The organism is Erwinia sp. 1181_3, assembly GCF_052824965.1.
The window spans coordinates 12,855-25,696 of the sequence record NZ_VTDE01000002.1 but is presented as its reverse complement, the minus strand read 5'-3'; the positions used below and the strand labels follow the sequence as shown (position 1 = coordinate 25,696).

Genomic DNA, 12,842 nt, shown 5'->3' with positions numbered 1-12,842 from the left:
GGCCCACATGGATGTGGGCCGTAGAGTATTATCTGGCGTTATACTCATCACGCTTTTGTTTTAGAGTGGACGAAAGCCACTCCAGAAATTCAAGAAGTGTTGGTGTGTAACATCTCGTATTGCCCGCAGACCCTCCGGTAAGTTCATTCAGGGCAACAGCAGCGGACTCATTGTCCGGGTAATTTTTACGAAAGTCATCAATGTTGGTGATTAGGTTATTGAGATAATTACCACCATCTTCCACATAAATCTTAAAAGCAGAATCTACAATCTCTGGATAACTTTCACCATATTCATCACTGTCCTGTCCAAAAAAAATGATGAAAAAGTTACTAATGCTGGTGAATTTTTTCATATTTAAAGTACCGGATAAGCTGTGGTGATGTAATAAGGTTTGTTGTTGAATCTTTTTTTCTTCATAACAACCTCAATTCTGGTGGCTTTAACTGCCTCAGTTGAATCATATTTAACAATGATCCCTACATTTTTCTTAACGTTATACTTAAAAATAAGGTGAGATTCATTATCAGTGCTATTACTCTTTGCCCATTGCCGAATTTCAGCCCGATTGGCTTTAACGGCTTTGCTTATGGCCTGTTCGGCAATATGCAGAGAAATGAAAGAGCTGGCAGCGTTTCCTTCTTTGAATGAACCTGACTGAATACCCCTCTTAACCTTTTCCAGTAATTCACGCTCAGATTTGCCCACATGCTTTCTCAAAGTATGCCCACCGCCCGAAAAACCTTTCACGGCCTCATGCCTCATCAAATTAACCTGTCCCATTCTGACCGATGCCACACGAGCCGTACCCGCTACTGAGAACGGGAGTATCACATCCACGGCGATACCGATCTGGTCAGCCGTAGACTTATCTGCGCCCAGCTCACTTGCGATACCCGCCGTAGCGCGAGCGGTCATTGAGGCCGTTGGTTTGCCGGAATACACCTGCCAGGCCGAAGCACTCATCCCATCCAGACTGTGCGCCCCCACAATAATGCATCCCGCTTTCGTCACTCCGGTAGGTTCCGGGACCAGGCAAAGGGCAGTGGCACCGGCCAGCTCCAGCACACTACCGAGAAACCCGATACTGCCCCAGATACGCTCAGTGAGCACTGACTCATCAGCCATGACGGCTGCCAACGGGACCGGGGTCATGGCAATACTAAAACCGTTTTCCATAACGTTTCCTTGTTATCACATCATCCAGAACTGAGGATAAAGGAGTAGGATTAACGGGTAAATATTATCCAGGGCACCTGCGTCTTTTTCGTAAAAACACTCAATTTTGCATAGCATCGGCAAGTGATGGCTTAATAGTGGATATCTTATGTGTGTGATCGCTTTAGGAGAATGGATCAATGATTGTCAGGACATGGCACGGCTGCGTGCCTCTCAAACACGCTGAAGGGTTTAGCGCTCATTTGCAGAAGACTGGGGTGGAGCATGCAACAGGGACGCCGGGTAACAAAGGCGCAGCTGTCCGACGCGAAACGCAGGGGGACTGGGAGCATTTCTTCCTGGCGACGTGGTGGGAGGATCTGAATGCCGTGAAGGCATTTGCCGGAGAGCATTATCAGATTGCCGTCACTTACCCGGATGATGAGGTGTTTGAACTGTTGTCTGACCCTTACGTTTTTCAGCATGAGGTTCAGTCGATCTCCACCTTGTGATGCCAGGCGAAGCGCTCAGAGCAAAACGGCATCCTGAGTGATTTGCCCCTGAACACCCCATACAGCGATCAATCAGGACGAATACTGTCACCGCGGCCCACGGATTTTTCACAGTCAGCTTTTAGTCTGCCGTATGCATCGGGTGCCAGCGGGGCGGTCATCATGGTGCGCCAGGTACGGCATTCAGGCGTTTCACTGCGCTGTTGCTTCGGCTGATGTGGTGAACAGGCGGTTGTAAGAGCCGCGATGGCTATCAGTAAGGTGGTTTTGTTGATCATGCTCTCTCCTTTTGTACGGCAGAATCTATCGCGGGGCGAAAAGGCAATGGCATCACTTCCCGCTCCGGTTCTGTAAGAATAGGTAAAAAATTAACATAAGCTCTGGTTAACCATTAGCGCGCTATGTTAGTTTTATCTTTCACGCGGATACAAGAGGAAAATGGTCATGACCTACTTCCAGTATGCAATGGAGCGGATTAAGCTGATTACCACCGAAGTGGAATGCCCTGATTGTCACCGACCTGGCCGACAGTCGATCACCATGCAATCAAAAGCCTCACCGATGAAATGCCCGCATTGCGAAACGAGATTCACCCTGCAGCAGTAACCGTTACCGATTTTGTCACAAACCGCCGGATGGGCGGTTTTTGCTTTTTCGCCGTCCCGTTTTGCCACATACACTATTGTCGGATCAGGTTCAGCGCCGCGCTCCGGGGTAACGTTCTTTCCTCGATAAAAATAGCGGCCTGTTACCCGGTTTAAAGGACAGCCACTGGGTTTGTGCCAGTGACGGTTTTCTTCAACGGCAAATGCTATGCTAATCGTGCTTATCTGCTGTTAAACGCCGACAGGCCCGGTTTAACGCATTCTTACATATCATTTTCGCAGGTCGCAATGTCATGAATAAGCTGCACCGGTTGTGCCTGGTTCTGGGCGATCAGCTATCGTTTGATCTGGCTTCATTACAGGGGCTGGATGCGGAGCGCGATACGGTTTTACTGGTTGAGGTCATGGAGGAGGCCAGCTATGTTCCTCATCATCCGCAAAAAATCATATTGATCTTCAGCGCCATGCGCCATTTTGCCCAGGCGTTACAGCAACGTGGCATCCGGGTTGAGTATGTCACTCTCGATGACCCGAAAAACAGCGGATCAATACCCGGGGAACTCAAGCGCTGGCAGTCGCTGGTGGCGCCGGACGAAGTGCATCTGACCGAGTGCGGGGACTGGCGACTGGAGGCGTCGATAAAGGCGTGTAGCTTCCCGATTCACTGGCATAGCGATACCCGATTTCTGTGCACGCGCAGTGAGTTCTCTTCCTGGGCTGCAGGTAAAAAACAGCTGCGCATGGAGTTTTTTTATCGTGAGATGCGTCGTAAGAGTGGGCTGTTGCTGAACGGCGACGGCAGTCCTGTCGGTGGGGCATGGAATTTTGATGCTGAAAACCGTAAAGCGCTGCCCAAAAACGTCACCGCACCGTACCCGGCACGTTTCAGTGCAGACGCCATTACCCGTGACGTCATGGCACTGGTGGGTGAACATTTTAGCCATCATTACGGTTCAGCCGCCTCTTTCGATTATCCGGTTACTCATGAAGATGCCTGCACTCTGTGGGATTATTTTCTCGATTACGGTCTTGCAGCCTTTGGCGACTATCAGGATGCGATGGCCAGCGATGAGCCTTTTTTGTTCCATGCTCGCATCAGTGCGGCACTCAATATCGGTCTGCTTGATATGCGCCAGTTATGTGCTGATGTGGCATCTGCCTATCAGGCAGGCCATGTTGCACTCAATGCTGCCGAAGGATTTATCCGTCAGTTGATTGGATGGCGTGAGTATGTACGCGGCGTCTATTGGCTGAAAATGCCCGAATACGCCAGCGGTAATCGGTTTGCTAATCAACGGGTGTTGCCTGAGTTCTACTGGACGGGTGAAACACAGATGAACTGCATGCGGCAAACTATCGGTCAAAGCCTGGAGCATGCCTATGCCCATCATATTCAGCGCCTGATGGTGACCGGCAATTTTGCGCTGCTCGCGGGTATTGCACCAGAGGAGGTATGTCAGTGGTATCTGGCGATCTATATGGATGCATTTGACTGGGTTGAACTCCCCAATACGCTGGGTATGGTGATGCATGCCGACGGGGGGTATCTGGGATCTAAACCTTACTGCGCCAGCGGACAGTATATTAATCGTATGTCTGATTACTGCCGTAGCTGTGCATATAAAGTCAGTGAAAGCACGACCGACAATGCCTGCCCGTTCAACGCCCTCTACTGGCATTTTTTGATGCGCCATAGCGATATTCTGCGGGATAATCCGCGTATGAACCTGACGTATAAAAACCTTGAGCGTATGACCGATGTCCGGCAGCAGGCGCTCTGGCAACACGGTGAAGAGCTTCTGGCCCGCCTGGATGCCGGAGAGGCGTTGTGAACAAAAAGAGTGAGCTCCCGGTTAAAATCTGTGCCGTCTGCGGGCGGCCTTTCAGCTGGCGCAAAAAATGGGCGAACTGCTGGGAAGAGGTGCGCTACTGCTCAGAACGTTGCAGGCAACAACGTGTGTCGCGGTGATGGTGAAGACGCATCGACAACTAAATTTCCCGCCACTTCAGGTGCTTTCCAGAATCTCATCGCAAGGCGCTTGATCGCAGCACAGATTCAGCGATACTGTATATAAATACAGTATTATTGAGATTCCCCTTATGCAGTTCATCCGCCCGACCGACAGTTATCACGCCCTGCACCTGCCTTTATTCCTTGAGCGCGTTCCGTGTGGCTTTCCCAGCCCGGCACAGGACTATGTTGAAGATCGCCTCGATCTCAACAAGTTTGCCATTAAGCACCCCAGCGCCACCTACTTTATCAAAGTCAGCGGGGACTCGATGCGTGGGGCAGGGATCGGTGACGGTGATCTGTTGATCGTCGATCGTTCACTGACCGCCGTGCATGGCGATATTGTGGTGGCGGCTGTGGCCGGAGAATTTACGGTCAAAGAGCTGCGTACCCGGCCCACACTGCAACTGGTTCCCCATAACAGCGAGTATTCCGCGATCGTCTTTTTGAGTGAGGAAGAGCTGGAGATTTTCGGCGTAGTGACCTTTACCCTTAAAGCACACAAATAACCATGTATGCGCTGGTGGATGTGAACAGCTTCTACACTTCCTGCGAAACGGTTTTCCGCCCGGACCTGCGCGGGCAGCCCGTGGTCGTGGTATCCAATAACGACGGGTGCGTGATCTCCCGCTCGGCGGAAGCCAAAGCGCTGGGGATCAAAATGGGTGCGCCTTATTTTAAGCTGAAACAAGAGCTGCAGCGCCAGCATGTGCATGTGTTCAGCTCTAACTACGCGCTCTATGCTGACCTCAGTGAGCGGGTGATGATGTTACTGACGGAGATGTCTCCGGGCATTGAAATTTACTCGATTGATGAAGCCTTTATTGATGTTACCGGGGTGGAAAATTGTATGCCGCTGGAAACCTTTGGGCACCAGATGCGCAGTCGCGTATTGAAAGAAACGGGGCTGACGGTGGGCGTGGGAATTGGGCCGACGAAAACGCTGGCAAAACTCGCCAATTATGCGGCGAAAAAGTGGCGCAGGGCTGGCGGCGTGGTTGACCTGTCGAATGTTGAGCGCCAGCGTAAGTTACTGGCGCTGGTGCCGGTAGAAGAGGTATGGGGGGTTGGTCGGCGGATCAGTAAAAAGCTCAATGGGATGGGCATAGAGAATGCGCTGCAACTGGCGGAATCGTCCCTGTGGGTGATCCGCAAAAATTTCAATGTGGTGCTGGAAAGAACCGCGCGTGAACTGCGCGGTGAGCCGTGTCTCGGGGTGGAAGAGTTTGCCCCCACCAAGCAACAGATTATGTGCAGCCGCTCGTTTGGCCACCGTATTACCGACTATGAAGAGATGCACCAGGCTATCTGTGCCTATGCCGAACGCGCCGCCCAAAAATTGCGGCAGGAAAAACAGTTCTGCCGTTTTATCAGCGTTTTTCTGCGCACCAGCCCGCATGCGGAAGGGGAAGTTTTCTATGGCAACCAGGCTTCCGGCACGTTATTGATACCTTCTAACGATACGCGTGACATTCTCCGTGTGGCAACGGAGGCCCTCGATCGTATCTGGATTGAAGGGCATCGCTATATGAAAGCCGGGGTGATGTTGGGGGATTTCTTCAGCCGGGGCGAGGCCCAGCTCAACTTGTTTGATGAGTATCAGCCGAAGCCCAATAGTGAAGCACTGATGCAGGTGCTGGATGAGTTGAACCAGTCGGGCAAGGGAAAGGTATGGTTTGCCGGGCAGGGCATCGAAAAATCCTGGGCGATGAAGCGGGAAATGTTATCTCCCGCGTATACCACCCGCTATGCCGATTTCCCGGTGGCGAAGTGACCTGATCTTATGCACCACCTTTATCCGAAACATCACCTCTTAGGGGGATAAATAGCGATTTTCCCTTCGTATTATAATCAAGGCACGTTTCTGTTTTAAATTCACATTCAGACACCAGTTCAGCCCGCCATTTACTGGCTTTGTCAAAGGCACGAGAGTGAATCGCATCCTAAAAAGCTAGTTGCGTCGTGATAATTTCCACATTCCAGAAAGTGGTAGAATTTTCCGCGAATAGCTGAATTGTTAAATTTTTTTAAAGTTCTGGTGCAATTCTCTTGAGATGAATATCATGCCAAAAATTATAGGTGACGCTGATATTAGTCTGAACGAGGGGGAGTGAATGCCCTCTTATGGGAGAAGTTGATGAGTATTGCAGGAATACGCTCCAACCGTGGCGATGGATACCAGACTTTGGTTGCGTTTGATTGGGCATTAACCGTTTTATCCGATCAGGATTTTGAATGGCTTGAGGTCGATTCGATAAGCTACCCCGTTGATGATGTCGTCGTTGGCAAAGCTGACGGAGTCATAATTGCCTGCCAGTGCAAAAAAAACCACCCCGATTTCAATGCCTGGACGATAGCGGGTCTTGGCGATGAACTGGATAAAGCCTTCCTTCTACTAGCCAATAATCCGAAAGTTAATGTCCGCTTCTATTCGCGAAATAATTTTGGCGAGCTGGCAAAACTCAAAGAGCACTGTTCATCTCAACCAGACGAAAGTAGTTACCGACTAAGTTTAGGAAAAGCGCAAAGTGCGCTTGAAGATACTTTGTCGAAACGATTGGTGAAAACTGCGCCCAGTCTTTCAACGTTTGAATTCCTGCGTCGAACTGATTTTGTTACCAGCGATGACCTGGGGCGAATGGAAGAATTACTGCGTGAACGTTTACGAAACTTGGTGAGTAATACTGATTCTGCATTTAATGCTCTCTGGATGAAACTTGACCAACTCGGCGCACGCATGGATGGCAATAACTTATCTACCGCGACTCAGCACCGTTTGACCAAAGACGATCTTCGGGCCATCGTCCAGCAGGTGGGGTCAACACTGGTTCCACCCATGAATATTGCCGATATACGACACTCTTTTTCCAGCACCTCGGCTATTGGCAGGTCATGGCGGCGAGATATTGCGGGGCACCGTATTTCTAACTCGACCCTGGATGACTTACTGGCTGCTATTGATGCCCGTAAAAGATCGATATTGCTTACAGGCCTTCCTGGTTCAGGAAAAACCTGTGTGATGTTGGCATTGCAAGAGGCGCTAGAGGAACGAATGGCAATCCATTCCGACATCGTGCCACTCTTTATCCAGTCGCGAGAGTTTGCCGAACTGGCAACATCAGAAGATCGCCAGGCTCAGGGAATGCCTGAGCAGTGGGTGGAAAAAACAGCCAGACTGGCTGATGAAACCCATGTCATTGTGGTTATCGATTCTTTGGATGTGCTATCAATCGCCCGCGATCATCGCGTGTTGAAGTATTTTCTTGCGCAGATAGATCGCTTGCTATTGATCCCCAATCTCACTGTGGTCACTGCCTGCCGTGACTTCGACAGACAGTACGATCGACGTATTGCCGAACGGCAATGGGGTTGTGAATTGAAGTGTCAGCCGTTGGACTGGGATTCTGAAATTGCACCGTTACTTGATACGTTAGGGATCACGGCGGTCACCATTGATACAGTGACTCGCGAGTTGATAAGGAATCCACGCGAGTTGGCATTGTTTGTCGAGCTGGCCCAGAGAGACGGTAGCTTTAATGTGGTGACCAGCCATGCATTAGCACAACGCTATCTCGATACAATTGTGCGTGCCAACGACGAATTGGGTAACGCAGCGATACAATCGATTGAAGCCATTGCCTCAGAGATGCTGAGATTGCGAAGTCTGGCGGTGCCTCATCAGCGCTTTAATGCCTCGCAGGATATTCAGCGAAAGCTATGCAGTCTTAATGTGCTGCAAGAAACCCAGGATGGGAAACTGACATTTGGGCACCAAACTCTACTGGATGTCCTTGTTATAAGCGGGGCAGTGCGTAATGGCGTCACGTTGAATGAGTTTATAAGCAGCTTGCCACCTGTCCCTTTTGTTCGCCCCAGTATCCGCAGTTTTGTTGCTCAGTTGGCAATGGGGGAGCGCCGCGAATTCAGAAAACAGCTTAGGGCTGTACTGATGGGTAACGCAGGATTTCACATCCGACGTCTGGTCGCAGAATCCTTTGCTGAACAAATACCCCAAGACGAAGACTGGCCACTATTACGTGATTTACGCGTAAAATACCGCGATGTTTTTCAGGTGATCTATGTTCTGGCCAGTGCGATTGAGTGGCATCACTTCTGGCGACAACATCTTATTCCCCAACTGAAAGCTAATCGGGATTCTGAAGGATTGGCGAGCCATGTTCACCGTATTGCGCAATGGAAAAATGAAGACACTAAAGGCGTACTGTCATTTTGGATGGAGGTGCTGTCGCTGGACTGGTTTGATGGACATGGAATTTCAGAACAGCTGGGAATGCATCTGTCTGAGATTAAACCAGAGAATATGATCTGGGGTATTTCGTTACTTGAGCGGCTAGTTGCTATACCTCGGACTGAATACAGTTCTCTTGGCCGAGCTATTGCTAACTATGTGGCGGCAGGTGTCGCGGAGGATATTTTACTTTGGCACTATATTGCAGATGGTGTCAGCGATGATGATGTACGACAATTTAGTTTCGATAATAAGCTTCGTTGCCAGCCGCATGAATTCGGCGACAAAAATGAAAACCTTCTTCGTCAGCGTATGGAACAATCCAGCACTTTGCTGGATTTAGCTGTGGAGTCAATTGAGTACTGGAGCCATATTCGCGAATCACGTTATAGCGAGTCATGTAAAAACTACAGATATGGTTTTTTGAGTGAGACCTCATATGAGGCGAAATATCATCAGAGGAATAACAGTCACGAAGAAAACATGAATATTCTGCTTGCTGCCGTTGAAGCGGGTGTTATATATAATTCAGAAAGAAATACAGACTGGTGGAAAAAAAACCGTGAACGTCTTTGCTTCAACCAAGAGGGCGCATTGCACTATTTTGGAGTGCTCGCTTGCACGGTTTCGCCTGAAATCAATATTGATCTGATAGGTAGTATGCTATGCGAACGAGAAATCCTGAAATTTAATATTTCCTATGCATTAGGAAAATTAATACACGTGTCTTTCAATCTATTGGCCTTTCCTGTACAAGATAAAGTGATGGCGACTATTTTGACTGTACGGAGTGAATTCGCTGATAATGAGTCCTGCGCATGGAAATTGACAACTCAAGCTGAGATAATTATACCAATTCCTTGCTATCTACGTTCACCTGAGGTGCAGGCAGTTGTTAATGCTTATGAGAGAAAAACAGGATTCCTGACTCGCGTGCCGGATATTTGTTCACATGGTGGCCTTGTCAGGTGTCCATTCTCCTTTGAGATATTTCTTGATACCAGCGATAGCGGTATATTGGCGTTACTAGCACATTATGACGGCTACTCAGGCAATGATTGGAATTTCATGGATGGAGAGCAGCAGGTTGGCATGCAATTGCAAGAAGCTGCCTCCCGGAGTCCTTCCCGATTTTTGGGATTTCTGTGTAGCAACTGGATAGATATTCCCATTCGTTTTCGTGATTACCTGATTAATGGGGTTGTTTTATTTTTAACCTATCGTTATGGGAATTTGCGTCCCAGCGAAGGCTGGCTTCCAGTGGAAGAGGCTAATGCTACTATTCTGGCAAGTCAGATTCTTGATGAATTGGAAAGACATCCGATGCAATGGCGGCAGAGCCGTGCATCAGCAAAAGCGCTTGAAGCGTGCGCGCATGTCATACAGGACGTGCAAGAAGCTGATCGTCTGGTGTTTTTGGCCATAGGCTTCGCTGCATTTTATGAAGAGAATCCAATTACAAGTGATTCTGTAGCTTTGATCAATATAGGCATCAATATGGCAAAGGGACATGTTGTTGAAGCGTTAATGATTCTGGCTACTAATTTATGTGAACAAGACTGTGCATTTCCTGAGTTATTATCACCTGCGTTGTATCGCTTTGCCAGTCATGAACACCCAGCAATTCGCGCTTTGATATTAAGGCGACTGCCATATTTACAAAGTAAGTTCTTCGTTCTGGGATGGGGTTTATTTAATCTTGCTATGCAAGAAGCTGATGAACTTTGGAAAAACTCTGAAGAATGTCTTTATTACGCCTACCACAATCATTTTGAAATTGTGGAACCTTTACTGGCACGTCTTCGCATCGAGGGCCGTGGTAAAGATCTGGAAACATGGGGTCGTATTTCTGCTTTGGCTGCGTTTACTCAACAAATTGAATTTAATGAATTTATACAGAGTTTGAATGATCTGGATAATCCTGATGCCTGGCGTGGTGCGGCGACTGTATGGACACATGTTGAGAATATAAAAAAACATCGTGAACAGTGCTTTTCGGGTATAAGTTCGGGTTTAAATGCAAAAGCTATTCATAGTATTGAAGTTGCCGGACAGATGGCTAAAATTTTTCACAATAAAATTGATGCTATTTTTGTTCCAATCGATCTGATTGAGCGCTGTTTTTCAGTATTTAAGAATAGTAGCAAGAGTGAGAATAAAAATCGGCAGCTCTTTAGTTTTCATGAATGGCTCAACGCAATCTCTCAACAGGACCCAGAGCAGGCCTTAGATGCATGTGAAATTTATCTACACTACATCAGCCATGGAAAGCTACATCTTTATGATTATAAAGATAATCTTTCCCAATTAATGACTCGCCTTTTTGCCGAGGCAGAGGAGCGAGAGGAGTCTGATAGTGGTGCTATGCTGCAACGCGTGGTGGTAGTGCAGGACAAGCTACTTTCATTGGGAGTTAATAGTATCGCCGATTGGTTAAAAGCCGCAGAGCGACCGTGATTGACACGTCCAGCTATCGAAATATGATGCCTCATGACGTGTTGCACGAGGTGGAACACCTGCTATGATGTTCCACATCACGGAACAAGGACTGCGCCATGATTAAAAGCTTTAAGCATAAGGGACTAAAAAAATTCTTTCTAAAAGATGATAGTAGCGGTATCGAACAAAAGCTGGTGGGTCGAATAAGGAACCGCCTGACCGTGATTGATGCGGCAGAAAAAATCGGAGCGATCGATATGCCTGGTTACGACCTGCATCCGCTCAAAGGTGATCGGCAGGAAATGTGGTCAGTTAGCGTATCGGGTAACTGGCGTATCACGTTTACGTTTATTGATGGCGATGCTGAGATTCTTAACCTGGAGGATTACCACTGATGAAAATGGCTAACCCTGCTCACCCTGGCGAGATCATTGCAGAAGCACTGGATGATATGCGCGTTAGCGTCCGCCAGTTCGCCCGGGCAATGGAAATTGCACCCTCAACGGCCAGCCGGTTGTTGTCAGGATATACGGCGGTAACACCTGAGATGGCGTTGCGTCTCGCTATCGTTGTCGGGAGTACGGCGGAAACCTGGATGAAAATACAGACAAATTACAGCCTGCATCAGGCACGTCAAACGCTGGACACCCGTCATCTGCATCGATTATCGGCAGCCTGAAAAACACAGGACAGCCCGCCTGCAAAGGGCCGGGCTAATGTCTGCTTCTGAGATGCATTCGCTCTTCAAACTGATGCCATAACGCCAGCAGAACGCCCGGCAGGCAAATACCGATAATCACTAAAAAACCGATTAATGGCCCACCGATCAGCAGCAGAGAAAAGAGTAGTGCAGCGTTCATGTTGTTCCTTCGTTATCCGGCTATCGCTGAGATTTTATGCTGTGCCAGCCGGGCACAGCATGTTTTGATTACGATCATGATTGATGATTTTGGTTATCGGCGGCACTAAAAAAAACATAAAAAATGATTTCCCCGACTCACGCGTACGCAAAAACCGATGTAACTTTATAAAAACACAGTTACCGACATGACAGCGCTAACTGTTTATCAACCCGGCATTTGCCGGGTTTTTTTTATCCCTTAATCGGTAAGAGGGCACAGCAAAGGGGGCAACATGGCAGCAATGATATTCGCAGTGAGCCTGGGGGCTGCAGTCACCAAAGGTGCTGGTGTGGCCGGATTTATCGGCGCCACCGACTACGGTGTTCTGTTTGGCGCTTTTGCCGGTGCCGTTTTCTATGTTGTGACGGCAGCAGAACTCCAGGTTATCCGTCGGGCAGCCTATTTTATGGTGTCGTGGATCGTAGGTATTTATGGCGCAGGACTGGTCGGGGCGAAGATGGCGCTACTACTGGGGTACAGCGATAAACCGCTGGATGGCCTGGGGGCGGTGTTGCTGTCGGCGCTGGCGATTAAAACGTTAACGTTTTTCAGCCAGCAGGACCCGTCAAAGTGGCTGGCGCGCTGGAGAGGAGGACCTCATGGTAACAAATGATCCTATGGTCATCACCAACGTGGTGGTGTGCTCAGCAATCGTGCTGCGCCTGATGTTCTTCTATAAAGCCGGGGCCCGGCATCAGCGGTGGGCATCGTGGCTGGCCTATATGATCATTCTGGCTTACGCCTCTGTGCCTTTTCGTTTTCTCTTCGACGTCTATGCCCATACGCACTGGGCGGCGATTGTCATCAATGTCATTTTTTGCGCGGCGGTTTGGCGTGCAAAAGGCAACGTTGCACTGATTTTTCAGGTGCTGCGCCCACGGCAATGAAAGCCACGCTAACGGACTGAAGATCACCAACATCAACCCGACAATCTACTGAGGAGGTATCCCCAACATCCCGACGTCA

15 protein-coding genes are annotated in these 12,842 nt (G+C 48.9%); 11 read left to right on the top strand and 4 right to left on the bottom strand.

Going from position 1 to position 12,842, the window contains the following annotated elements:
* Positions 1–28 precede the first annotated feature (28 nt).
* Together FY046_RS04500 and FY046_RS04495 are read right to left on the bottom strand one after the other, a co-directional pair.
* A complete protein-coding gene (locus FY046_RS04500; RefSeq protein WP_133843304.1) occupies positions 29–355 on the bottom strand; it encodes a contact-dependent growth inhibition system immunity protein in 327 nt (108 codons plus the stop codon).
* A gap of 2 nt (positions 356–357) precedes the next feature.
* A complete protein-coding gene (locus FY046_RS04495; protein WP_446185792.1) occupies positions 358–1,179 on the bottom strand; it encodes an RNase A-like domain-containing protein in 822 nt (273 codons plus the stop codon).
* A gap of 179 nt (positions 1,180–1,358) precedes the next feature.
* Between FY046_RS04495 and FY046_RS04490 the strand changes: the two genes are divergently transcribed.
* Positions 1,359–1,670 (top strand): hypothetical protein, encoded by a 312-nt coding sequence (locus FY046_RS04490; RefSeq protein WP_133843308.1) that lies wholly within the window; start codon positions 1,359–1,361, stop codon positions 1,668–1,670.
* 68 nt (positions 1,671–1,738) lie between these two features.
* Here the strand turns inward: FY046_RS04490 and FY046_RS04485 are convergent, their stop codons facing one another.
* Positions 1,739–1,948 (bottom strand): hypothetical protein, encoded by a 210-nt coding sequence (locus FY046_RS04485; RefSeq protein WP_197931306.1) that lies wholly within the window; start codon positions 1,946–1,948, stop codon positions 1,739–1,741.
* A 160-nt stretch (positions 1,949–2,108) separates the two neighbouring features.
* Between FY046_RS04485 and FY046_RS04480 the strand changes: the two genes are divergently transcribed.
* The 8 genes from FY046_RS04480 (at position 2,109) to FY046_RS04445 (ending at position 11,653) form a co-directional block, all read left to right on the top strand.
* The gene (locus FY046_RS04480) at positions 2,109–2,276 is read left to right on the top strand and encodes a YnfU family zinc-binding protein (RefSeq protein WP_420361213.1); all 168 of its coding nucleotides are present in this window, start codon (positions 2,109–2,111) and stop codon (positions 2,274–2,276) included.
* Between the two features lie 292 nt (positions 2,277–2,568).
* Entirely contained in the window at positions 2,569–4,107 is a 1,539-nt protein-coding gene (locus FY046_RS04475) for a cryptochrome/photolyase family protein (protein ID WP_167864553.1), read from the top strand.
* The gene (locus FY046_RS04470) at positions 4,104–4,244 is read left to right on the top strand and encodes a DUF2256 domain-containing protein (protein ID WP_167864554.1); all 141 of its coding nucleotides are present in this window, start codon (positions 4,104–4,106) and stop codon (positions 4,242–4,244) included. The genes FY046_RS04475 and FY046_RS04470 overlap by 4 nt, the downstream gene beginning before the upstream one ends.
* Positions 4,245–4,375: 131 nt before the next feature.
* Positions 4,376–4,795, top strand: a complete 420-nt coding sequence (umuD, locus tag FY046_RS04465; protein WP_133843318.1) for a translesion error-prone DNA polymerase V autoproteolytic subunit — start codon at positions 4,376–4,378, stop codon at positions 4,793–4,795.
* A 2-nt stretch (positions 4,796–4,797) separates the two neighbouring features.
* Positions 4,798–6,060, top strand: a complete 1,263-nt coding sequence (gene umuC / locus FY046_RS04460; protein WP_421504615.1) for a translesion error-prone DNA polymerase V subunit UmuC — start codon at positions 4,798–4,800, stop codon at positions 6,058–6,060.
* A gap of 363 nt (positions 6,061–6,423) precedes the next feature.
* The gene (locus FY046_RS04455) at positions 6,424–10,992 is read left to right on the top strand and encodes an AAA family ATPase (protein WP_446185791.1); all 4,569 of its coding nucleotides are present in this window, start codon (positions 6,424–6,426) and stop codon (positions 10,990–10,992) included.
* Positions 10,993–11,090: 98 nt separating this feature from the next.
* A complete protein-coding gene (locus tag FY046_RS04450; protein ID WP_133843348.1) occupies positions 11,091–11,369 on the top strand; it encodes a type II toxin-antitoxin system RelE/ParE family toxin in 279 nt (92 codons plus the stop codon).
* Positions 11,369–11,653, top strand: coding sequence for a HigA family addiction module antitoxin (locus FY046_RS04445; protein WP_159337278.1), 285 nt, complete (start codon positions 11,369–11,371; stop codon positions 11,651–11,653). Before FY046_RS04450 ends, FY046_RS04445 begins: the two co-directional genes overlap by 1 nt.
* A gap of 34 nt (positions 11,654–11,687) precedes the next feature.
* On the opposite strand, the gene FY046_RS04440 is transcribed toward FY046_RS04445, so the two are convergent.
* A complete protein-coding gene (locus FY046_RS04440) occupies positions 11,688–11,834 on the bottom strand; it encodes a hypothetical protein (protein WP_159337277.1) in 147 nt (48 codons plus the stop codon).
* A gap of 274 nt (positions 11,835–12,108) precedes the next feature.
* On the opposite strand from FY046_RS04440, the gene FY046_RS04435 reads away from it, so the two are divergent.
* Both FY046_RS04435 and FY046_RS04430 read left to right on the top strand, forming a co-directional pair.
* Complete coding sequence (locus FY046_RS04435) at positions 12,109–12,489, top strand: putative holin (RefSeq protein ID WP_133843352.1); 381 nt, start codon at positions 12,109–12,111, stop codon at positions 12,487–12,489.
* On the top strand, positions 12,476–12,763 hold the full coding sequence (locus tag FY046_RS04430) for a phage holin family protein (RefSeq protein ID WP_133843354.1): 288 nt from the start codon (positions 12,476–12,478) through the stop codon (positions 12,761–12,763). The genes FY046_RS04435 and FY046_RS04430 overlap by 14 nt, the downstream gene beginning before the upstream one ends.
* Positions 12,764–12,842 lie beyond the last annotated feature (79 nt).

Excerpts from the sequence above, each read along its gene's own strand:
- FY046_RS04485 (WP_197931306.1), bottom strand. The coding sequence starts at position 1,948 with ATGATCAACAAAACCACCTTACTGATAGCCATCGCGGCTCTTACAACC.
- FY046_RS04430 (WP_133843354.1), top strand. The coding sequence starts at position 12,476 with ATGGTAACAAATGATCCTATGGTCATCACCAACGTGGTGGTGTGCTCA.
- FY046_RS04440 (WP_159337277.1), bottom strand. The coding sequence starts at position 11,834 with ATGAACGCTGCACTACTCTTTTCTCTGCTGCTGATCGGTGGGCCATTA.
- FY046_RS04480 (WP_420361213.1), top strand. The coding sequence starts at position 2,109 with ATGGTCATGACCTACTTCCAGTATGCAATGGAGCGGATTAAGCTGATT.
- umuC (WP_421504615.1), top strand. The coding sequence starts at position 4,798 with ATGTATGCGCTGGTGGATGTGAACAGCTTCTACACTTCCTGCGAAACG.
- FY046_RS04495 (WP_446185792.1), bottom strand. The coding sequence starts at position 1,179 with ATGGAAAACGGTTTTAGTATTGCCATGACCCCGGTCCCGTTGGCAGCC.
- FY046_RS04435 (WP_133843352.1), top strand. The coding sequence starts at position 12,109 with ATGGCAGCAATGATATTCGCAGTGAGCCTGGGGGCTGCAGTCACCAAA.
- FY046_RS04445 (WP_159337278.1), top strand. The coding sequence starts at position 11,369 with ATGAAAATGGCTAACCCTGCTCACCCTGGCGAGATCATTGCAGAAGCA.
- FY046_RS04490 (WP_133843308.1), top strand. The coding sequence starts at position 1,359 with ATGATTGTCAGGACATGGCACGGCTGCGTGCCTCTCAAACACGCTGAA.
- FY046_RS04475 (WP_167864553.1), top strand. The coding sequence starts at position 2,569 with ATGAATAAGCTGCACCGGTTGTGCCTGGTTCTGGGCGATCAGCTATCG.
- FY046_RS04450 (WP_133843348.1), top strand. The coding sequence starts at position 11,091 with ATGATTAAAAGCTTTAAGCATAAGGGACTAAAAAAATTCTTTCTAAAA.
- FY046_RS04455 (WP_446185791.1), top strand. The coding sequence starts at position 6,424 with ATGAGTATTGCAGGAATACGCTCCAACCGTGGCGATGGATACCAGACT.
- umuD (WP_133843318.1), top strand. The coding sequence starts at position 4,376 with ATGCAGTTCATCCGCCCGACCGACAGTTATCACGCCCTGCACCTGCCT.
- FY046_RS04500 (WP_133843304.1), bottom strand. The coding sequence starts at position 355 with ATGAAAAAATTCACCAGCATTAGTAACTTTTTCATCATTTTTTTTGGA.